At 70.0% G+C, this 21620-nt stretch carries 18 protein-coding genes; 10 read left to right on the top strand and 8 right to left on the bottom strand.

Going from position 1 to position 21620, the window contains the following annotated elements; all coding sequences use genetic code 11:
• Positions 1-11: 11 nt before the first annotated feature.
• The 4 genes from araA to EDF23_RS09685 all read right to left on the bottom strand — a co-directional run bounded on the left by araA (position 12) and on the right by EDF23_RS09685 (position 5657).
• A complete protein-coding gene (gene araA, locus EDF23_RS09700; RefSeq protein WP_207895472.1) occupies positions 12-1556 on the bottom strand; it encodes an L-arabinose isomerase in 1545 nt (514 codons plus the stop codon).
• A complete protein-coding gene (locus EDF23_RS09695; RefSeq protein ID WP_123291933.1) occupies positions 1553-2263 on the bottom strand; it encodes an L-ribulose-5-phosphate 4-epimerase in 711 nt (236 codons plus the stop codon). The genes araA and EDF23_RS09695 overlap by 4 nt, the downstream gene beginning before the upstream one ends.
• Entirely contained in the window at positions 2260-3948 is a 1689-nt protein-coding gene (locus EDF23_RS09690; protein ID WP_131921532.1) for an FGGY-family carbohydrate kinase, read from the bottom strand. Before EDF23_RS09690 ends, EDF23_RS09695 begins: the two co-directional genes overlap by 4 nt.
• Positions 3949-4643: 695 nt before the next feature.
• Entirely contained in the window at positions 4644-5657 is a 1014-nt protein-coding gene (locus EDF23_RS09685; RefSeq protein WP_131921531.1) for a LacI family DNA-binding transcriptional regulator, read from the bottom strand.
• A 172-nt stretch (positions 5658-5829) separates the two neighbouring features.
• On the opposite strand from EDF23_RS09685, the gene EDF23_RS09680 reads away from it, so the two are divergent.
• The 4 genes from EDF23_RS09680 to EDF23_RS09665 all read left to right on the top strand — a co-directional run bounded on the left by EDF23_RS09680 (position 5830) and on the right by EDF23_RS09665 (position 11133).
• Positions 5830-7821: a beta-L-arabinofuranosidase domain-containing protein gene (locus tag EDF23_RS09680; RefSeq protein ID WP_131921530.1), complete on the top strand. Its 1992-nt coding sequence runs from the start codon at positions 5830-5832 to the stop codon at positions 7819-7821.
• Between the two features lie 4 nt (positions 7822-7825).
• Positions 7826-9133 (top strand): sugar ABC transporter substrate-binding protein, encoded by a 1308-nt coding sequence (locus EDF23_RS09675; RefSeq protein ID WP_131921529.1) that lies wholly within the window; start codon positions 7826-7828, stop codon positions 9131-9133.
• Positions 9134-9207: 74 nt separating this feature from the next.
• Entirely contained in the window at positions 9208-10176 is a 969-nt protein-coding gene (locus tag EDF23_RS09670) for a sugar ABC transporter permease (RefSeq protein WP_131921528.1), read from the top strand.
• A gap of 3 nt (positions 10177-10179) precedes the next feature.
• Positions 10180-11133 (top strand): carbohydrate ABC transporter permease, encoded by a 954-nt coding sequence (locus tag EDF23_RS09665; RefSeq protein ID WP_123291928.1) that lies wholly within the window; start codon positions 10180-10182, stop codon positions 11131-11133.
• 53 nt (positions 11134-11186) lie between these two features.
• Here EDF23_RS09665 and EDF23_RS09660 read toward each other — a convergent pair whose 3' ends face one another.
• Positions 11187-12236, bottom strand: a complete 1050-nt coding sequence (locus tag EDF23_RS09660) for a substrate-binding domain-containing protein (RefSeq protein WP_131879540.1) — start codon at positions 12234-12236, stop codon at positions 11187-11189.
• A gap of 181 nt (positions 12237-12417) precedes the next feature.
• Between EDF23_RS09660 and chvE the strand changes: the two genes are divergently transcribed.
• The 3 genes from chvE to mmsB all read left to right on the top strand — a co-directional run bounded on the left by chvE (position 12418) and on the right by mmsB (position 16369).
• On the top strand, positions 12418-13548 hold the full coding sequence (gene chvE / locus EDF23_RS09655) for a multiple monosaccharide ABC transporter substrate-binding protein (RefSeq protein WP_111086261.1): 1131 nt from the start codon (positions 12418-12420) through the stop codon (positions 13546-13548).
• A gap of 102 nt (positions 13549-13650) precedes the next feature.
• Positions 13651-15201 (top strand): multiple monosaccharide ABC transporter ATP-binding protein, encoded by a 1551-nt coding sequence (gene mmsA / locus EDF23_RS09650; protein ID WP_131921527.1) that lies wholly within the window; start codon positions 13651-13653, stop codon positions 15199-15201.
• Positions 15188-16369, top strand: coding sequence for a multiple monosaccharide ABC transporter permease (gene mmsB, locus EDF23_RS09645; RefSeq protein WP_131921526.1), 1182 nt, complete (start codon positions 15188-15190; stop codon positions 16367-16369). The genes mmsA and mmsB overlap by 14 nt, the downstream gene beginning before the upstream one ends.
• A 78-nt stretch (positions 16370-16447) precedes the next feature.
• Here the strand turns inward: mmsB and EDF23_RS09640 are convergent, their stop codons facing one another.
• Positions 16448-17788, bottom strand: a complete 1341-nt coding sequence (locus tag EDF23_RS09640; protein ID WP_243648876.1) for an alpha-amylase family glycosyl hydrolase — start codon at positions 17786-17788, stop codon at positions 16448-16450.
• 228 nt (positions 17789-18016) lie between these two features.
• Between EDF23_RS09640 and EDF23_RS19625 the strand changes: the two genes are divergently transcribed.
• Together EDF23_RS19625 and EDF23_RS09630 are read left to right on the top strand one after the other, a co-directional pair.
• The gene (locus tag EDF23_RS19625) at positions 18017-18268 is read left to right on the top strand and encodes a DUF3253 domain-containing protein (protein WP_235035881.1); all 252 of its coding nucleotides are present in this window, start codon (positions 18017-18019) and stop codon (positions 18266-18268) included.
• Between the two features lie 37 nt (positions 18269-18305).
• The gene (locus EDF23_RS09630; protein ID WP_131921524.1) at positions 18306-19406 is read left to right on the top strand and encodes an SDR family oxidoreductase; all 1101 of its coding nucleotides are present in this window, start codon (positions 18306-18308) and stop codon (positions 19404-19406) included.
• 22 nt (positions 19407-19428) lie between these two features.
• On the opposite strand, the gene EDF23_RS09625 is transcribed toward EDF23_RS09630, so the two are convergent.
• Positions 19429-19776 (bottom strand): DoxX family protein, encoded by a 348-nt coding sequence (locus EDF23_RS09625; RefSeq protein ID WP_131921523.1) that lies wholly within the window; start codon positions 19774-19776, stop codon positions 19429-19431.
• A gap of 92 nt (positions 19777-19868) precedes the next feature.
• On the opposite strand from EDF23_RS09625, the gene EDF23_RS09620 reads away from it, so the two are divergent.
• On the top strand, positions 19869-20525 hold the full coding sequence (locus EDF23_RS09620) for a TetR/AcrR family transcriptional regulator (RefSeq protein WP_131921522.1): 657 nt from the start codon (positions 19869-19871) through the stop codon (positions 20523-20525).
• On the opposite strand, the gene EDF23_RS09615 is transcribed toward EDF23_RS09620, so the two are convergent.
• Positions 20513-21586, bottom strand: a complete 1074-nt coding sequence (locus tag EDF23_RS09615) for a spore photoproduct lyase family protein (protein WP_123938475.1) — start codon at positions 21584-21586, stop codon at positions 20513-20515. The two genes, EDF23_RS09620 and EDF23_RS09615, sit on opposite strands and share 13 nt — an antisense overlap.
• Positions 21587-21620 lie beyond the last annotated feature (34 nt).

Below are 21620 nucleotides of genomic sequence, written 5' to 3'. Positions count from 1 at the left end.
GTCCGCGTCCCTCAGAAGCCGCGGTCGAGACGGTGCCACGTCTGCTGGAGACGAAGCTCGTCACGGAAGCCGCGGGCGGTGGTGTGCTCGTCGATGACCAGGAACTCGGTGCCGACCATGGTCGCCAGGTCCTCGACCACCTGCAGACCGACGGCCGTCGTCATCACGGTGTGGTGGGCGGCGCCCGCGGTGAGCCAGGCCTCGGCGGCGACGGGGAACGACGGGCGCGGCTCCCAGACGGCACGGCCGACGGGGAGCTTCGGCAGGGCTTCGGTCGGCGGCACGACGTCGACGACGTTCGCGGTCAAGCGGAAGCCGTCGCGGGTGTCGGAGAGCGCGACCACCACGGCCTCGCCGGAGTCGGCCGTGAAGACCAGGCGCACCGGGTCGTCCTTGCCGCCGATGCCGAGCGGGTGGATCTCCAGCGTCGGCTTCGTGGTGGTGAGCGTGGGCGAGACCTCGAGCATGTGGGCACCGAGGATCTTCTCGGCACCGGGCGTGAGGTCGTAGGTGTAGTCCTCCATCAGGCTCGCACCACCGGGCAGTCCGGCGCCGGCGACGTTCATCGCACGGACCAGGACGGCCGTCTTCCAGTCGCCCTCGGCGCCGAAGCCGTAACCGTCGGCCATCAGGCGCTGGACCGCGAGGCCTGGCAGCTGCTTGAGCGTGCCGAGGTCCTCGAAGTTGGTGGTGAAGGCCGCGGACCCGTTCTGCGCGAGCAGGGTGCGGAGGCCGATCTCGATGGCGGCGCCGTCGCGGAGCGCCGCGTGCCGTGCGCCGCCGTCGCTGCGGAGTGACGGGTCGACGTCGTAATCGCGCTCGTAGACCGCGACGAGCTCGTCGACCTCGTGTTCGGAAGCGGCGGACACGGCCGCCGCCAGCTCGTTCACCGCCCAGGTGTTGACCTGCACGCCGAGCTCGATCTCCGCCTCGGTCTTGTCGCCCTCGGTGACCGCGACGTACCGCATGTTGTCACCGAAGCGGGTGAGCTTCAGCTCACGGACGGCTGCGGCACCGGCTGCGGCACGGGTCCAGTTCGACACCCGCTGCTGGACGCGAGGATCCGAGACGTGCCCGACGGCGGTGGCGTGCCGGACACCGAGGCGTGCGAGCGCGTAGCCGAACTCACGGTCGCCGTGCGCCGCCTGGTTGAGGTTCATGAAGTCGAAGTCGATGTCCGCCCACGGCAGCGTGACGTTCGCCTGCGTGTGCAGGTGCAGCAGCGGCTTCGTCAGCGCCTGCAGGCCACCGATCCACATCTTCGCGGGGCTGAAGGTGTGCATCCAGGTGGTGACGCCGATGACCTTGTCGTCGGCGCTGGCCTCGATCAGGGCGCGCCGGATGCCGTCGGCGTCCTTCAGGACCGGCTTCCAGACGAGCTTGACGGGCAGGGCGCCGGCCAGCTCGGCGTGCACGGCCTTGCTCTGCTCCTCCACCTGGCGCAGCGTCTCCTCGCCGTACAGCCCCTGGGAGCCGGTGAGGAACCAGACCTCGTAGCCGTCGAGCGTGGCCTGGGGGTCGACGGTGATGTCGTGCGTCGGGGTGTCCTGCGTCATCGCATGGCTCCTTCGGGGTTCTGTCCGTAGACGTTCTGGTAGCGATCGAAGAGTCGATCGATGTCTGCTTGCGCGATCGGGACCACGTCCCCGCCCTGTTTCGCGATGTGCACGGTGCGGGCGACGTCCTCGCACATCACGGCGGCCTTGACGGCGTCCTTCGCGTCCTTGCCGATGGTGAAGACGCCGTGGTTCTGCATGAGGACCGCGCGGGATCGGTGGCCGGTCAGCGTCTCGACGATGCCGTGGCCGATGGAGTCGTCACCGATGATCGCGAACGGCCCGACCGGGATCGGCCCGCCGAACTCGTCGGCCATCGCGGTGATCACGCACGGGATGGGTTCCGCTCGTGCGGCCCACGCCGTCGCGTACGTCGAGTGGGTGTGCACGACACCGCCGACCTCGGGCATGTTCCGGTACACGTGGGCGTGCGCGGCGGTGTCGGAGGACGGACCGTGCGCGTTGCCCCAGCCGTCGGCCGGCTCGCCGTCGAGGGTGCAGACGACCTGGTTCTCCGGGGTCAGGTCGTCGCTCGAGACGCCGCTCGGCTTGATCACGAACAGGTCGGTGCCGGGCACACGCTCGGAGACGTTGCCGCCGGTCCAGATCACCAGGCCGTAGCGGACGAGTTCGCCGTGCAGGCGGGCGATGCGTTCCCGCGTCCTCGCCACCGCCTGGCGCGTGGTCTCGTCGATCGCGTCCGTCATCGGGTCACTTCCTCTGTCTGGAGGCGCGGGTCGGCGCCGTCGGTCTGCTCGGTCGGGCGCGTGGTCGCGCTGGGGCGGGTCGCCGCCGCCGCCACGTCCTGCACGGGCAGTGCGGCCCGGTAGCGGCCCAGGTAGGTCTGGAAGCCGTCGACGTCGGCCGGCTCGGGCTCGGCCACGTGCACGGCGTCCCCGCCGAACACGGTGTCCGACAGGAAGTCGGCGAGCTGTTGGTCGGTGTGCTCGAGGTAGGCGGCCAGGACGGCGATGCCCCAGGCCCCGCCCTCGCCCGCGGTCTCCTCGAGGGCGATCGGCACTCGCAGTGCCGCGGCGAGCAGTCGCTGCGGGGCACCGGGCGTGCGGAAGAGCCCGCCGTGCGCGGTCATCCGGTCGACCTGCACCTGCTCGCCGTGCAGCACGTCCATGCCGATCGCCAGGGTGGCGAACGCGCCGTGTACCTCGGAGCGGACCAGGTTGCCCAGGGTGAAGCGGGCGTCGGGGGTGCGGAGCAGCAGGGGCCTGCCGTCCTCGACGTGGGTGACGGGTTCGCCGGCCAGGTAGTTGAACGAGAGCAGGCCGCCGGCGTCGGGGTCGGTGCTGTCCGCGATCGATTCGGTGAGCAGTGTCGCGTAGACGGTGTCGACGTCGAGGGGCTGCCCGGCCGCTTCGGCGAACCGTCCGAAGACCTTCGCCCAGCTCGCGATCTCGCTCGCGCCGTTGTTGCAGTGCACCATCGCCACGGCGTCGCCCGCCGGGGTGGTCACGACGTCGAGTTCCTCGTGCGGGGTGCTGAGCGGGTGCTCGAGGACCACCATCGCGAAGATGCTCGTGCCGACGCTGACGTTGCCGGTGCGGGGAGCGACGGCGTTCGTCGCGACCATGCCGGTGCCGGCGTCGCCCTCGGGCGGACAGAGCGGCGCGCCGGGTTCGAGCGTGCCGGTGGGGTCGAGCCACGCGGCGCCCTCGGGGGTCAGCTCACCGGCTTCGGCACCGGCGACGAGGACCTCGGGCAGCAGGGACCGCAGGTCCGGCACACCGATCAGGTCCTGCGCGGTGGCGAGCATGGCCTGGTCGAAGTCCTTCGCGCCCGGGTCTCCGGGGCCGCTGTCGACGGGGCCGCCCTCGATCGGGAACACGCCGGAGGCATCCCCGACGCCGAGCACGTTCCGTCCGGTGAGTCGTCGGTGCACGTAGCCGGCGAGCGTCGTGATGCCCGCGACCTCGGCCACGTGCGGTTCCTCGTCGAGGACCGCCTGGTACAGGTGTGCGATCGACCAGCGGAGCGGGATGTTGAACGACAGTGCCTCGCTGAGCTGTTCGGCTGCGGGCCCGGTCGAGGTGTTCCGCCAGGTCCGGAACGGCACGAGCAGGTCGCCCGCGGCGTCGAACGCCAGGTAGCCGTGCATCATCGCGCTCACGCCGACCGCGCGGAAGGTGGTCGGACGCACGCCGAACTGCGCTTCGACGTCGGCGACGAGCGCGGCGTACGCGGCCCGGAGGCCGGTCTCGACGGCGTCGAGCGAGTAGGTCCAGCGGCCGTCGACGAACTCGTTCTCCCACTCGTGGGAGCCGGCGGCGATGGGGACGAGGTCCTCGTCCACCAGGCATGCCTTGATGCGGGTGGAGCCGAGCTCGATCCCGAGTGTCGTGCGGCCGTTCGCGACCTGCTGGGTGGGGTCGTCGCCCATGCGTTCCTCCAGAACTCCGTCGTCCTCCGTGAGCGCTCACATCCTGGCACGTGAGCGCTCACTCTCGCAACGTCCGGGCGCGCCGCCCTTCTCGCCTACCCCACCAGTCGAGACACCCCGCTCAGTTCCCCCGGCCGGTCACGAACCGTCGTCCCGAGCAACTGCAGCCGACTGTTCCTGACCGGTCGACGTCCTACGCACGACAAGTCGTGACCGCGCGACGAACGAGGGCGACGACGACGTGCGATCCATCGGCGCCCCGCACCCGCGCACGTCCCGACCACCCACCGCCCCGCACCCGCGCACGTCCCGACCACCCACCGCCCCGCACCCGCGCACGTCCCGACCACCCACCGCCCCGCACTCGCGCACGTCCCGACCACCCACCGCCCCGCACTCGCGCGTGTCCTGACCACCCGCTGCCCTTCACCCGCGCATGCCGGCTCGCCGGACCGTGCCACTCCGAACGGCCGCGCCCGGTGCGGTCACGACACCCCGCTGCCTCCCCGCGGCGCGGTCACGAACTGTCAGCTGGAGGCACCCCGGGCGCCGGTTCGTGACCACTTGGGCATGGAGGACGGGGTGTCGTGACCGCTCAGTGCAGACCGCAACGCGAACCGCAACGCGAACCGGAACCGGACCCGGCACCGGAACCGGCATCGGCACCGGCATCGGCGCGCCGGACCACGACCGCCCTACGCGCCGGCGGTGCTCTCGCGGATGACGAGGGACGGGGTGACCGTCGCCGAGGCCGCCGCACCGCCGTCGATCAGGCCGAGCAACGCCTGCCCGGCCACGCGCCCGAGCTCCTCGAGCCGCAGGTCCACCGTGGTCAGCGGCGGCCTCGAGGCGAGCGCCATCACGTCCCAGTCGTCGTACCCGGTGACGGCGACGTCCTCGGGGACCGATCGCCCGAGCTCCCGCAGCCGATCGCACACGCCGCGGGCGATCTGGTCGCTGCCGCACACGATCGCGTCGACGTCGGGCGACTGCCGCGCGAGCACGTCGACGGCCTGGCGCCCCCACCGCTCCGACCACTCGCCGAACAACGGCGGCGTGACCAGTCGTGACCCGAGCACGGAGGCCGCTCCCGCCACCCGACGTTCGGCGGAACGGTGCCGCGCGGGTCCGGTGACGACGGCGACCCGCTCCCGTCCGAGCGTCAACACGTGCGAGGCGACGAGCGCGGACCCGGCGGAGTCGTCGAGGGTGATCGACACGTCGTCGGCCGAGGTCGACGGGGTGAACGCGTACACGACCGGGATCGCCACGTCGATCGGCGGTCGCGGGTCGGCGGAGCGTCCGGTCACGATGATCCCGTCGACGCCGCGGGCTGCGAGGGAGCGGAGGTAGTGGGCCTCGCGGACGTGGTCGTCGCGGGTGTCGCAGAGCAGGACCGCCATCTGCCCGGCGGACAGGGCGTCCTCGGCACCGAGGAGCACCGGGATCGAGAACCGACCGAAGGAGTCGGTGGTGATCATGCCGACCGTGTAGGTCCGGCCGGAGGACAGCGCTCGGGCCCGGGCGTCGCCGACGAACCCGAGCTTCTCGGCGGCGTCCTTGACCCGTGCCCGCGTGGAGTCGCGGAGCTGTCCGGTGCCGTTGAGCGCCTTCGACGCCGTGCCGATCGACACCCCGGCGAGCGCGGCGACGTCGGTGATCCGGACGGGTTGCGTGCTGCGGTCGGCACCGGTGCGCTCGAGGGTCACGGCAAGTTCCTTTCCGGATCGCGGGACGTGACGATGAGCATACGCAGAAAACCCAGCACTCCTCTTGCGCGCCGAAGACCAGTGTCGTAACGTCCACCGCAGAAACCGTTTTCCGGAGCGCTGCACGAACGGCGACTCCGCGACGGTCCCAGTCACATCGCAAGGAGGCGACATGACCACCACGCTCGCGACCGACAGCCGTGCGCACACCGCGACCCCGGTCCTCCCGACCGCCGACGCGCACCTCACGCTCCGGCCCCTGCCGACGGGCGACGCCCGGATCACCGGCGGCTTCTGGGCACTCCGGCAGGAGCGCAACGGCCGTGACGCGGTCCGCGGCGGGTACGACCTGCTCGAGACCGCCGGCAACTTCCGGAACCTGCGCATCGCCGCAGGGCTCGAGGAGGGCGAGGCCACCGGCCCGATCTTCATGGACTCGGACGTGACGAAGTGGCTCGAGGCGGTGGCGTGGGAGTACGGCCGCGCCCCGTCCGAGGACCTGCTCGAACTGCAGCGCGAGGTCACCGCCCTGTACGCCCAGGCGCAGGCCGACGACGGCTACCTCGACTCCGTGCAGCAGATCCGTGGGAAGGGCGAGCGGTACACGGACCTCAAGTGGAGCCACGAGATGTACTGCGCCGGGCACCTGTACCAGGCCGCCGTGGCGCAGCACCGCGCGACGGGCGACACCGGGCTGCTCGACGTCGCGGTCAAGAACGCCGACCACCTGGTCCGCACGTTCGGCGACGGCACCGCCCCGGACGGCACGCCGAAGACCCGCGACGTCGACGGGCACCCCGTCGTCGAGATGGGCCTCGTCGAGCTGTACCGCGAGACCGGCAACCGCGACTACCTCGACCTGGCGCACTGGTTCGTCGACGCTCGCGGCACGGGCATCATCGAGCGTGCCGGCGGTGAGCCGACCTACTTCTCCGACCGGGTGCCGAGCCGACAGGCCACGACCGTCGAGGGCCACGCCGTCCGCGCCGTGTACCTGGCAGCCGGCGCCGTCGACGTCGCGATCGAGACCGGCGACACCGAGCTGCTGGCCGCGAGCGAGACACAGTTCTCGGACATGATGGCGACGAAGGCGTTCATCACCGGCGGGCTCGGGGCGCGCTGGGACTGGGAGGCGTTCGGCGACCCCTACGAGCTGCCGACCGACCGTGGCTACGCCGAGACCTGCGCGGCCATCGGCGGTGTGCAGTGGGCGTGGCGCCTGCTACTCGCCACCGGCAAGCCGGTCTACGCCGACGCGATCGAGCGCCTGCTGTACAACGCGTTCCTGGCCGGCGTGAGCCTGGCGGGCACCGAGTACTTCTACGTGAACCCCCTGCAGCAGCGGGACCACGCGCACCAGGACGAGAACCGCTCCCCCGCTCACGGGCGCCGCGGCTGGTTCGACTGTGCCTGCTGCCCGCCCAACATCATGCGCACGTTCGCGAGCCTGGACGGCTACCTGGCGACCGCGACCGACGGCGGTCTGCAGATCCACCAGTACGCGACCGCGGACCTCGGGCCGGTGTCGGTCGAGACCGGGTACCCGCACGACGGCCGCGTGGTCGTCACGGTCACCGAGGACGGCCCGCTCGCCCTCGGCCTGCGGATCCCGGTCTGGTCGGACACGACGACGGTGCAGGGACCCGACGGTGCCGCGCACCCTGAGCCGGGCACGCTGCACGTCGTCGACCGGCACTGGACGGCCGGGGACACCGTCGAGCTCGTCTTCGACACGACGCCGCACCGGTACGTGGCCGACACCCGCATCGACGCCGCCCGCGGTCAGGTCGCCATCGAGCGTGGCCCCCTCGTGTACGCGGTGGAGCAGGCGGACCAGCAGGGCTTCACGGTCGACGACCTGACGGTCGACGCGGTCGCACCGATCACCGAGGAACGTCGCGACGACCTGCTCGACGGCATCGTCACGCTGCGCGTGCCCGGACACGCCCCTGCCGGACACGAGCAGGCATCGTGGCCGTACCAGCGGCTGGACGGGCCGGGAGGCGCGACGAACGCTCTCGACGCGACCAGCGTCGACGACGCGGCCGGCTCGCAGGGCGCCACCACGGGCCTCCCGGCCGTCACCGCGACCGCGGTTCCCTACTACGCCTGGGCGAACCGCGGGGCTGCGCCGATGCGCGTGTGGCTCCCGCTGGCTCGGTGACGTGATGGACCGCAGAGCGTTCCTGGTCGGCGGTGTCGCCGGCGGCGCAGCACTCGCCCTGGCGGGGTGCTCCGGCACCCTGCCGAAGGTCGACGCGAAGGTGGCGAGCTTCGGGAAGGACGCGACCGGCACCGTGCACGTCTGGTGCCGGTCCGCGACCCAGGCAGGGCTGACCTCGGCCGTGGCCGGGTTCAACAAGGCGAACCCGAAGCTGCAGGTCGAGCTGACCCCGGTGCCGGACGGTCAGTACGTGACGAAGCTCGCGACGGCCATCCGCGGTGGTGAGCCGCCGGACGTCGTGGACATCGACGACATCAACTCGCAGCTGTTCATCTTCCGCGAGGCGTTCGCCGACCTGACCGACGTCGTCAAGGGCCTCGACTACTTCGACGCGATCTCACCGGGCCACCTGCGGCTGCTCGAGTACCGCGACCGGTACTACGGGCTGCCCTACCTGGCGGACAACTCGCAGCTGTTCGTCAACACCGAGCTGTTCGACCGGGCCGGGCTCGACGTCGACGAGTCGACGAAGGACCTCTCCACGCTGCTCGACGCGGCGAAGGCCATCCGAAAGCTCGAAGACGACGTCTACGGGTGGTCGATCTCCGGCAACGCCGCCGGCATCATCGGGTTCGTCACCCAGCCGCACGTCTGGGCAACGGGTGTCGACATGATGTCCGGCGAGGTCGGCTCCCAGACGGCGAACATCACCGGCAACGAGGCGCTGGAACGGATGCTCGAGTTCTACCGGCAGCTCTGGAAGGACGGCGCGCTGTCGAAGGCGACGTACTCGGATGCCGGCACCACCTGGGGCGCGGACTTCCGGGCCGGCAAGGTCGGGATCTTCCCGACCTCGTACGGCGCCACCGTGCCCGCGGCCACCAAGGCGATGCGGGCGAAGATGCAGACGGTGCTCATCCCGTCGTGGGACGGCCAGCGGTCGTTCTTCGACGGCGGCGACAACATGTGCATCCCGAACGGGGCGGCGAACCCGTCCGGCGGCTGGGCGTTCATGCAGTACGCGAACGGCCTGCAGCAACAGCAGGCACTGCCCGACGGCGGGTACTTCCCCACCCGCTCCGACGCCGCGACGCCCGAGTACCGGAAGCGGTTCCCACTGGCGTTCGGCCCGCTCGACGCCATCGACAAGGGCTACGCGCCGCAGACCCTGGCGTACAACCTGCTCAACAACCAGCCGTCGTCACCGTACTTCGCGATGTTCCGCGAGGCCGTGTTCGGCTCGGGCACCGCTGCCGCGATGAAGACGGCGCAGGCGGACTACACCCGCATCCTCGACCAGGTCCAGGCCTGACCGTCGCTCGCTCGCCTGTTCGTTCGTTCGTTCGTTCGTTCGCTCGTTCGCTCGTTGCACAGAGAGGTGCAGACATGACCACCATCTCCAACCGACGGACCGGCGCCGGCCGCCCGACCGTCGGCCGCGGCGCCGGCCGCTCGGGCCGCCCCGGCCGCCCGGGTCCGTCCCGCGGGTCGCTCACGCACCCGCCGCGCGCCGGCGCCGTGCTCGTCACCCCGGCGATCGTCTTCGTCGCGGTGTTCGTCCTCGCCCCGCTCGTGTTCGCGCTCTACATCTCGTTCACGAACTGGCCCCTGATCGGTCCGTACCGGTTCATCGGGCTGCAGAACTACCTGACGCTGTTCCAGGACCCGACGTTCGTGCACGCCATCGGGTACACGCTGCTGTACACCGCGATCGTGACGGTGCCGATCCTGGTGCTCGGCTACTTCCTGGCGGTGCTCATCCGGGCACGGCGACGGGGCAGCACCCTGCTGCGGACGGTGTTCTTCCTGCCGTACGTCGTCGGCCTGACCACGCTGTCGTTCATGCTCGTGCTCGAGGCGCAGCCGAACTCCGGAGCCGTCAACATGGTGCTCCGCTGGCTCGGCATCACCGACGGCAGCACCGCTTGGCTCGTCAACGGCCCCCTCGCCACGCTGCTCATCTGCGTGCTCGTGGTCTGGGCGGTGTCCGGCCTGACGATGGTGCTCCTGATGTCGGCCATGCAGGGCATCCCCGACGAGGTGTACGAGTCGGCGCAGCTCGAGGGCGCGTCCTGGTGGCAGACCGAACGACTCATCACCCTGCCGATGATCCGGTCGACCATCGCCCTCAGCGCCATCATCTCGGTGATCGGCTCGCTGCTCGCGTTCAACCAGTTCTACATCCTGACCCAGGGCGGGCCGGGGACCGAGACCACGACGATCGTCAACGCGATCTACAACCGTGGCTTCGTCAACCTGCAGCTCGGCGCCGCGACCGCCGAGTCGATCGCCCTGGTCGTCGTCATCGCCGCCGTCACGGTGTTCCAGTTCTGGGCACTGCGAGAGAAGGACTGAGCCATGAGCACCACGACCTCCCGTGCCGGACTCGCGGCGCCGGACCTGTCCACCCGCACGCTGACCACCACCGGCGACGGACGCCGTCGACGCCACCACCAGGGCAGCGTCCGGCACCCGCGCGACACCGCCGTCAAGCGCACCCTGTACGTGATCGCCGGCGTCGGGTCGGTGCTCGTCTTCGGCGTCCCGCTGCTGTGGTCGATCCTGCGGGCGTTCCAGTCCGAGGCCGTCATCACGCAGGCCGCCGACCCCGCGACCTTCTTCCAGCTCGGCTGGCAGAACTTCGCCGCCGTCTTCAGTTCGTCGTCGCACCTGCTGACCGGCGTGTTCAACTCGTTGATCGTGTCGATCGCCACGGCGGTGCTGACCGCGGTGATCGCCACGATGGCCGGGTACGGGTTCGCCCGCTTCCGGTTCCGCGGGTCGGGCATCGTGTTCGGTCTGGTGCTGCTGACGATGATGGTGCCGTTCCAGGCGATCCTCACCCCGCTGTACCTCGAGATGAACGCCATGAAACTCACGAACTCGCTGCTCGGGCTCGTGCTGTTCTACACGACGGTGAACCTGCCGTTCGGGGTGTTCGTGATGCGGAACGCGTTCGAGTCGATCCCGACCGAGCTCGAGGACTCGGCGTTCGTCGACGGGGCCTCACGCTTCCGGGTCGTCGTGTCGGTGCTGCGCCCGCTCCTGCTGCCCGGGGCCGCGACCGCTGCGCTGTATGCGTTCCTGGCGTCGTGGACCGAGTTCCTCGGGGCGCTGACGTTCCTGACGAAGGACTCGCTCTACACGCTGCCGGTGGCGCTGCTCAACCTGCAGACCGGGGCGTACGGGCAGGTGTCGTACGGCAACCTCGTCGCCGGGTCGGTGGTGGCGATGATCCCGTGCATCGCGCTCTACGTCGGACTGCAGCGGTTCTACGTCGCAGGCCTGTCGTCGGGTGCGCTGAAGGGCTGACGGTCGGGTCAGCCTCGCACCATCCGCGCAAGCTCGGCCGCGCTCCGCGCGGGCTACGCCGACCGGCGCACCACGAGCTCGGGCGCCAGCAGCGTCTCGTCGCGCGGCTCGCCCTCGACCAGGGCCCGCACGGTGTCGAGCACCCGCTCCCCCATCGCCCGGAAGTCCTGCCGCACGGTGGTCAGCGGCGGGGTGAAGTGCGCGGCCTCGGGGACGTCGTCGAACCCGACCACCGCGATGTCGTCGGGCACGCGCAGGCCCTCGTCGGCAAAGGCGTGGAGCACCCCGAGCGCCATCTGGTCGTTGCCGGCGAACACCGCGTCGACGGCCGTCACGTCGATGTGCCGCGCGGCCGCGAAGCCGCTCCCCGGGGTCCAGTCGCCGTCGAGCACGACGGGCTCGAGGCCGGCGTCCTGCATGATCCGGACGTACGTGGCACGCCGCACTTCAGACTCCTGCGAGACGGGCGGGCCGGCGATGTGCACGATCCGCCGGTACCCGCGCCCGAACAGGTGTTCCATCACGAGCGACGTCCCGGCGGCCTGGTCGATCGCGACCGCGGCGACGGTCGACGCCGCCGGGGTCCGCACGGCGTCGCGCTGCACGGCGTTGGACACGACGACCGGCACGGTGACCGGCACGGTGAGCGACCCGAGGGCGTCGAGCACCCGGTTGTCCGCGGCGACGAGCACGATCGCGGCGACGTCCTGCGCGAGCAGCGTCGTGAGTGCACCGGACAGGTCGGACGGCGTCGGTTCCTCGGGCAGGGTGGAGAGCAGCACGTGGTACCCGGCCGACCGGGCCGCGCGTTCGAAGCCGATCGCGGTGCTCGACGGACCGTACAGCGCGTCGCCGGCGGTGATGATGCCGAGCGCGCGGCTCCGCCCCCCGGCGAGTGCGCGGGCGGCGGCGCGGGGTCGGTAGCCGAGGTCGTGGACGGCGTCGGTGACCTGCGTGCGGAAGGCGTCGCGGACCGTCGGGTCGCCGTTGATCACGCGCGAGACGGTCTGGTGGGAGACGCCCGCACGCTCGGCGACGTCGAAGATCGTCGGAGCCTTCCGGCGTTTGCCGCCCGTGCCCCCTGGGGCGGTCGTGGTCGTCACGAGGCCAACCGTACCGCGCAGTCCGGCCCGCGCGGCAAGATCGCGAAACGGTCAGGTCGAGTTGACACCCCGTTACGAAAGCCCCAGTATGTGAGCGCTCACACGAGCACATCCCTCGGGGCACAGCAGCCCCGGCACCTGAGCGCGTCGAGGACGACGCGAGAGGAACAGAGGTACTTCGATGACGAAGCGCAGGATCATCGCGGGCGTTGCAGCCCTCGGCATCGCGATCGCACTCGCCGGCTGCTCGGCCGGTGGCCGCGCGTCCACCGACGGCGGCGGCAGCAGCAACGACAACAAGGGCGCCCTCGTCGGCGTCGCCATGCCGACCAAGGTCTCGGAACGCTGGATCAAGGACGGCGACGCCGTCAAGAGCGACCTCGAGAAGGCCGGCTACAAGGTCGACCTCGAGTACGGCGACAACAAGGTCCAGCAGCAGGCCCAGCAGGTCAGCAACATGATCACGAAGGGTGCGAAGGTCCTCATCATCGCGTCGATCGACGGCGGAGCCCTCTCCGACCAGCTCGACGCCGCCGCCAAGGCCGGCATCAAGGTGATCTCCTACGACCGTCTGCTGACGGGCAACAAGAACGTCGACTACTACGTGTCGTTCGACAACGAGAAGGTCGGCGTCGACCAGGCGACGAGCCTGCTCACCGGCCTCGGCGTCCTCGACGACAAGGGCGAGAAGACCGGCGAGAAGGGCCCGTTCAACATCGAGGTCTTCGCCGGCTCGCTCGACGACAACAACGCGAGCTTCTTCTTCAACGGCGCCATGAAGACCCTCAAGCCGTACCTCGAGGACGGCACGCTGAAGATCCAGTCGGGTCAGGACCAGCTCTCGCAGGCCGCCACGCAGCAGTGGGACCCGGCGACCGCCAAGGCCCGCATGCAGAACCTGGTCGCGAAGTCGTACTCGGGTGGCACCACGCTCGACGGCGTGCTCTCGCCGTACGACGGCATCTCGATCGGCATCATCTCGGCGCTGCAGGGTGCCGGCTACGGCACCAGCGACCGTCCGCTGCCGATCGTGACGGGCCAGGACGCCGAGGCGGCCTCGGTCAAGTCGATCATCGCCGGTCAGCAGTACTCGACCATCTACAAGGACACCCGCAAGCTCGCCAAGCAGTCGGTCACCATGGCCGAGGACCTGCTCACCGGTGACAAGCCCGAGGTCAACGACACGAAGAGCTACGACAACAAGGTCAAGGTCGTCCCGACCTTCCTGTTCCAGCCGACGGTCGTCACGAAGGACAACTACAAGGAAGTCCTCGTCGACTCCGGCTACTACACCGAAGCCGACCTGAAGTAGTCGCAACCCACCTGTCGGACAGGAGGCACGGGTCGATCCCGCCCCGTGCCTCCTGTCCGCCCCATCCGCGCGCCACGGCGCGCACCACGGAAGGCGGTCGACGTGACGGACACGATCCTCGAGATGCGTGACATCACCAAGACGTTCCCCGGCGTGAAGGCCCTGCAGGGCGTCTCGATCGAGGTCGAGCGTGGACAGGTCCACGCCATCTGCGGCGAGAACGGCGCCGGCAAGTCGACCCTCATGAAGGTGTTGTCGGGCGTCTACCCGCACGGCTCCTTCGAGGGTGAGATCCTGCTCGACGGGTCGCCCGTCGCGTTCCACGACATCAACGGCTCCGAAGCCGCTGGCGTCGTCATCATCCACCAGGAGCTCGCGCTGAGCCCGTTCCTGTCGATCGCCGAGAACATCTTCCTCGGCAACGAGCGGTCCAAGGGCGGCTTCATCGACTGGAACAAGACGAACCTGGCAGCCGCCGAACTCCTGCAGCGCGTCGGTCTCAAGGACAACCCGGTCACGAAGATCGTGGACATCGGTGTCGGCAAGCAGCAGCTCGTCGAGATCGCGAAGGCACTGTCGAAGAAGGTCAAGCTCCTCATCCTCGACGAGCCCACCGCTGCCCTGAACGACGACGACTCCGCGCACCTGCTCGAGCTCATCCGCTCGCTGCAGGCCGAGGGCATGACGGCGATCATCATCAGCCACAAGCTCAACGAGATCAAGGCGATCGCCGACAAGGTCACGATCATCCGCGACGGCAAGACCATCGAGACGCTCGACATGCACGCCGACGACGTCTCCGAGGACCGCATCATCCGCGGGATGGTCGGCCGCGACCTGTCGAACCGGTACCCCGAGCACGAACCGAAGATCGGCGAGGAGCTCCTGCGGATCGAGGACTGGACGGTCCACCACCCGCTCGACGGGTCGCGCGAGATCATCCACCAGGTCGACCTGAACGTGCGCGCCGGCGAGATCGTCGGCATCGCCGGACTCATGGGCGCCGGGCGGACCGAACTCGCGATGAGCGTGTTCGGCCGGTCGTACGGATCCGGCATCAGCGGCACCGTCTACAAGCGCGGCGAGCCGATCAAGACCCACACGGTGTCGCAGGCGATCGACCACGGCATCGCGTACGTCACCGAGGACCGCAAGCGCTACGGCCTGAACCTGATCGACGACATCAAACGGAACATCTCCGGGTCGGCGCTCGGCAAGCTCGCCAGCTGGGGCTTCGTGAACGCGTCCGAGGAGACCACGGTCGCCGGGCAGTTCCTGAAGAACCTCAACATCAAGGCACCGAACGTCGACGTCATCACGGGCAAGCTCTCCGGCGGCAACCAGCAGAAGGTCGTCCTGTCGAAGTGGATGTACACCGACCCGGACGTGCTCATCCTCGACGAGCCGACCCGCGGCATCGACGTCGGTGCGAAGTACGAGATCTACACGATCATCAACAGCCTCGCGGACCAGGGCAAGGGGGTCATCGTGATCTCCTCGGAGCTCCCGGAGCTCCTCGGCATCTGCGACCGCATCTACACACTCTCCGAGGGCACCATCACCGCCGATGTGCCCCGCTCCGAGGCCACCCCAGAGGTCCTCATGCAGTACATGACCCAGGAACGGGAGACCCCTGTCAATGAACGCGATTAAGTCCGCCGCCGGCTACCTCACCGGGCAGCTCCGACAGATCGGCCTGTTCATCGCGCTGATCGTCATCGTCGTCTTCTTCCAGGTGACGACCAACGGCATCACCCTGGCCCCGATCAACGTCTCGAACCTGATCGTCCAGAACAGCTACATCCTCATCCTCGCCATCGGCATGGTGATGGTCATCATCGCCGGGCACATCGACCTGTCCGTCGGGTCGGTCGTCGCCTTCACCGGCGCCATGGCCGGCGTGATGATCACGCAGTGGCACATCCCGTGGCCGATCGCCGTCGTGCTCTGCCTGGTCGTCGGTGCGCTCGTCGGCGCCTGGCAGGGGTTCTGGATCGCCTACTTCGGGATCCCGGCGTTCATCGTCACCCTGGCCGGCATGCTCGCCTTCCGCGGTGCGGCGCAGATCGTGCTGCACAACCAGCAGATCTCGCCGTTCCCGGACGGGTTCCGTGCCCTCGGCTCCGGCTTCCTGCCGTCGTTCGGCACCACCGGGTACGAGCCGCTCACGATGATCCTCGGCTTCGCCGCCGCGGCGGTCATGGCCGTCACGGCGTTCCGCGGCCGGGCCACCCGCCGCAAGTACCAGCTCGAGAGCGAACCGTTCGCCTGGTTCATCGTGAAGCTCGTCTTCGGCGTCGTGCTGGTCGTCTACGTGGCCCTGCTGCTCGCGAGCTACAACGGCACCCCGATCGTGCTCGTCATCCTCGGCGCACTCGTGGTGATCTACTCGGTCATCATGCGGAGCGCGGTGTTCGGCCGCCACGTCTACGCCATCGGCGGCAACGCCCTGGCCGCGCAGCTGTCCGGCGTGAAGACGAAGCGCGTCACGTTCATGCTGTTCGTCAACATGGGGGTCATCTCGGCCCTGGCCGGCGTGGTCTTCACCGGTCAGCTCAACCTGGCGGCACCCGGTGCGGGCAACGGCTTCGAGCTCGACGCCATCGCCGCGGTGTTCATCGGTGGCGCAGCGGTCACCGGCGGCATCGGCACGGTCCCCGGCGCCATCGTCGGTGGTCTCATCATCGGTCTGCTCAACAACGGTATGTCGATCCTCGGCGTCGGCACCGAGTACCAGTCGCTCATCAAGGGCTTGGTCCTGCTCGCCGCCGTCGCGTTCGACGTGTTCAACAAGCGTCGGGCGGCCGCCGCGCGCAAGTAGGGGCGTCCGCGGTCGCGTTCGCGGTCGCATGGTGAACAGAAAAGGTCGGGTCCTCTGTGGGGACCCGACCTTTTCTGCTCACGATCGCGACGCGACGGCCCAACCCCTGGCCGGGAGGCGCAGGGTCCCGTCCCCGAGATCCGCGCCGCCCGCCTCCACCTGCGTCGCATCCGCCGCGGGCACCTCGACGGGATCGGCCGACAGGTTCAGGGCGGTCACCACGGCCGCGTCCGATGTCGCGGTCCGCAGGACGACCGCCGTGTTCGTCAGGTGCACCACGTCGGTGTGCGCCCGGTGCAACCACGGGTTGCGGCGGCGCAGGGCGATCAGGGCCTCGTACGCGTGCGTCAGGTCCCCCGCTGCGGGGGGTGTGTCCGGGAACTCCGGTCGGACCGCGTCGTCGCCACCCTCGCGTTCCTCCTTCACCCCGGTCCAGCCGTACTCGTCGCCCGCGTAGACGATCGGGGTGCCGGCGACGGTGAACAACACCGCGGCCGCGTGCCCGGCGAACTGCTCCCCCACGGCGCTCGCGATGCGGGTGACGTCGTGGTTGCCGACGAAGGTCGTCGGGGCGAACGTCTCGAGCAGGGCGTCGTGCCGCTCGATCGCGTGCGCCAGTTCGTGGCCGTTGCCGTCCGCGATGCCGTGCCAGATGCCCTGCCACAGTTCGTACTGCGTCAACGAGTCCATGGTCGACTCCCGCGCGATCGCCGCCGCGTCGCCGTGGATCACCTCACCGCTGAACCACGCGTCCGGGAACCGCTCGCGCACCCGCGGCAGCACCCTGGCCCAGAACGCCGGTGGGACCGCGTACGCAGCATCGAGGCGCCAGCCGTCGATCCCGCGCTCCAGCCAGTGCGTCATCACCTGGACGACGAGGTCCTCGGTCGCTCGGCTGTCGTGGTCCAGCGCCACGAGGATGTCGTGTCCCTCGAACAACCCGACGGGAACCGGCTGCCCCGGCGTCCACCCCGACCAGTCGATCGCGAACAGGTCAGCGGCCGCCGCGTCCGATCCCTCTTCTCCGAGCGCCCGGAACGCCGGGTGTTCACGACCGACGTGGTTGAAGACACCGTCGAGCAGGACCCGGATCCCCCGCTCGTGCGCCGCGGACACCAGGCGGTCGAAGTCGGCGTCGTCGCCGAGCCGGGGGTCGATCCGGAAGTGGTCCACGGTGTCGTAGCCATGGGTGGAGCTCGCGAACACCGGCCCGAGCGCCAGGCCGTTCAGGCCGAGGTCCACCACGTGGTCGAGCCAGGGTTCGATGCGACCGAGACGGTGCTCGACGGCGCGCTCCTCGAACGGCACTCCCGGGCGGACGTCCGCCCCGACGAACCCGAGCGGGTACACGTGCCACCACATGACGTGCGGGACCCAGGCGGGCTCGGGCGGACGGGACGGTGCGGTGTCGGTGCTCACCGCTCCGATGCTGCCAGCCGCGCCTGTGCTGGGCGCTCCCGTGCTGGGAACGGACAGGGACGGCAGGACGAGGATGTGGGCATGGGACGTGCGATCAGGACGGAAGCGGACGCTGCGGCGGCGGAGTCGGCACAGGCCGATCGGACCTGTGCGTCGTGCGGCCGTCGGATGCCGTCGACGGCGGCACCCGAAACCAAGTGGTGTTCCCGCGCCTGCCGTCGCCACGGAGTGGACCGGACGGACCTGGCACTCGAACAGCGCATCGACGAGCTGCTCGCCGCACGGGCACGCACCTCGAGCATCTGCCCGTCCGAGGTCGCTCGGTCGCTTGAACCGGACGACTGGCGCCCGCTCATGGAGCCCGCCCGTCGAGCGGCCCAGCGCATGATGGCGCGCGGCGAGGTCGAGATCACCCAGGGCGGCTCCGTCGTGGACCCGTCGACCGCGAAGGGCCCGATCCGCATCCGCCGCCCGCGGTGAGGGAACACCTGTCGCGCACCGTCGGTTGGGGACGGGGATGACTGCAACCGGATCGACCGAACCGACCCCCGTCCAGCCCCGAGCCCTCGTCGTGGGAGCGAGCGGCATCACCGGCTCCGCCCTGGTGGGCCACCTGCTCGACCTCGGCTGGGACGTGACCGCGCTGTCCCGCCGACCGCTCCCCCAGCAGGACGTCCGGACCGTCGCCGCGGACCTCCGCGATCCCGACAGCCTCGGCGCCGCGCTGGCCGACGAGCGTCCCACGCACGTGTTCTTCACCGCGTGGCAGCGCCAGGAGACGGAGGCGGAGAACATCCGCGTGAACGGCGGCATGGTCCGCGACCTGCTCGCCGCACTCGCGCACGCCCCGCTGGCGCACGTCGCACTGGTGACCGGGCTGAAGCACTACCTCGGCCCGTTCGAGGCCTACGCCGCGGGCGAGATGCCGGACACGCCCTTCCACGAGGAAGAGCCCCGCCTGGACACCCCGAACTTCTACTACGCGCAGGAGGACGAGCTGTTCGCCGCCGCCGAGCGCCAGGGCTTCACGTGGTCGGTGCACCGCTCGCACACCGTGATCGGGCACGCCGTCGGCAACGCGATGAACATGGGCCTGACGATCGCGGTGCAGGCCACCCTGGCGAAGGAGCTCGACCTGGACTTCGTGTTCCCGGGCAGCGAGGCGCAGTGGAACGGCCTGACCGACATGACCGAGGCGGGGATCCTCGCCGAGCAGATGGTCTGGGCGGCGACCGCACCCGAGGGTGCCGACGAGGCCTTCAACATCGTGAACGGCGACGTCTTCCGGTGGCGCTGGATGTGGCCGCGCCTCGCGGTGCACCTCGGCGTCGACCCGGCGCGCGTGGTCGGGTACCAGGACGAGCCGCGACCGCTCGAGCAGCAGATGGCGCCGTACGAGTCGGAGTGGGCCGGCATCGCCGAGCGACACGGTCTGGCAGAGGCGGACATCACGCGGCTCGCCTCGTGGTGGCACACCGACGCCGACCTCGGTCGCGCGATGGAGGTCGTCACCGACATGGGGAAGAGCCGCGAGGCCGGGTTCACGGCCTTCCGCCGGACAGAACGCGCGTTCGCCGACCTGTTCGCGCGCTACCGGGTCGACCGCCTCATTCCCTGAGTCGTCGGCCCGGAACAGCGGGCTACAGCGCGAGCAGGAGCACCACGAGCGTCGCGACCGACAGCACCAGCAGGACGACGGCGCCCTGCAGGTCGCGGTCGTGCGCTCGGAGGTGCGCCACCACGGCACCGACGAAGTAGACCACCGCGCCGACGGCCGCGGCGATGGCGAGCGGCACCCACCAGATGCCGATGACGAGCCCGGCGGCAGCGGCGACCTCGAGCAACCCGAGGACCGTCATCTGCGCGGGAGTGACGTGGACGGCCTGCATCGAAGCGACGATCTTCGGGTTGCGGACGAGTTTCATGACGCCCGAGCCGAGCAGGGCCACGGCGAGGACGAGGGACAGGACGACGGCAGCGATGTGCACGGGGAACTCCAGGTGGTGAAACGGATGGTTGTCCCCGTTTCAAACCGGAGACTGCTCCCCGTATTCCCGGCCACGCGATCTAGGCTCGGTGCATGACCCGCCGAGACGTCGCCCGGAACCGTCAGGCGCTCGTCGACGCGGCCCGGTCCGCGTTCACCGACCACGGCCTCCAGGCTGCACTGGAACCGATCGCGGTCGCAGCGGGACTCGGCAACGCGACCCTGTACCGGCACTTCCCGACCCGAGCGGCGCTGTGGGAAGCCGTCCTGGTCGAGCCGATGCACGAGGTGCTCGACCTCGTCGAGCACTGCCGCGAGCTGTCCGCCTCGGACCCGTGGGAGGGCTTCGCGACCTTCGTCCGCGAGACGGCGGCGATCGAGGCGCGCCGCACCGGCTTCAGCGAGCTCATGACCACCGACTACCGCGACGCTCCGGAACTGCTCCGGCTCCGCATCGCCGTGCAGGACGGGATCGACGCCCTCTTCACAGCCGGACAGGCGGCCGCGGTCATCCGCGCCGACGCCACCCTGGCCGACGTCGCACTCCTGCAGCTGTCGATCGCGGAGACGATCCGCACGTTCGGCCGGGTCGCACCCGAGGCGTACCGACGCTGGGTGGACCTGGTGCTCGACGGGTTCCGGGCGGTGGACGTCCCGCGCGGCGTGCTGGCCGGACGCCCCCTGCGCGGCGATCAGGTCCGTCGGGCCCTGGCGGAGCGCCACCAGCCCGCCGGCCGTCAGAAGGCGTAGCGGATCCGACAGGACGGCAGGTGCTCGGCGACGAGCTCGCGGAAGCGCTCGACGAGCTGCCCCTTCATCCCGGACCGGTAGCGGACGTTCACCGCGCCGTTCTGCGACACCTTCTGCTCCTGCAGGTCGGGGCGCCAGAGCAGGTCCTCGGCCTTCGGGTGCCAGCCGAGGTTGACCTCGTGCAGGGGTTGGTTGTGCGTGAGGAAGATCACCTCGGCCGCGATCTGCGCCTTGGCGGCCGGTGACAGTACGTCGTCGACCTGCCGCAGCAGCTCGGTCCAGTCGGACTCCCACGTCGGGGTGACGATGACGGGCGAGAAGTTCAGGTGGACCTCGTAGCCGGCGTCGACGAACTCGTTCACCGCAGCGATCCGCTCGGCGACGGGACTCGTCCGGATGTCGGTGACCTTCGCGGTGTCGTGCGGCATGAGCGAGAACCGGATGCGCGTGCGGCCCATCGGGTCCCAGTCGAGCAACTCGCGGTTGACGTACTTCGTCGCGAAGGACGCCTTCGCGGTCGGGGTCATCCGGAACAGGTCGCACAGGTCACGGACGTTGTCGCTGATCATCGCGTCGACCGAGCAGTCGCTGTTCTCGCCGATGTCGTACACCCACGACCCGGGATCGCACTGGTTCGGCTCGGTCTTCGGCCCCTGCTTCGCGATGTTGCGAGCGACGTGCTTCGTGATCTGGTCGATGTTGGCGAACACCGTGACGGGGTTGCTGTAGCCCTTGCGCCGCGGGACGTAGCAGTACGCACACGCCATCGCACAGCCGTTCGCCGTCGAGGGCGCGATGAAGTCGGCGGAGCGGCCGTTCGGTCGCGTGATCAACGACTTCTTCACGCCGAGCACCAGCGCCTCGGTCTTGATCCGGACCCACCGCTGCACGTTGCGCTCGTCGCCGTGCACCTCGGGGATGTTCCAGTGGGACTCCACCGGCACGATCTCGGCGTCCGGCCAGCGCCCGATCACCTCTTGCCCGCGCTGCAGTTCGAGGGCAGCGGGCTCGGCGTAGATCCGACGGACGTCGAGCATCGGGCGGGCGCGGTCGTTGCTCATCGACTCCTGTCTACCGGGGACCACTGACGGTGCA

This window comes from Curtobacterium sp. PhB128, from assembly GCF_004340725.1.
Classification (GTDB): Bacteria; Actinomycetota; Actinomycetes; order Actinomycetales; family Microbacteriaceae; genus Curtobacterium.
Note: the sequence above shows the minus strand (reverse complement) of the source record. Positions and strands in the feature narration are given on the sequence as shown.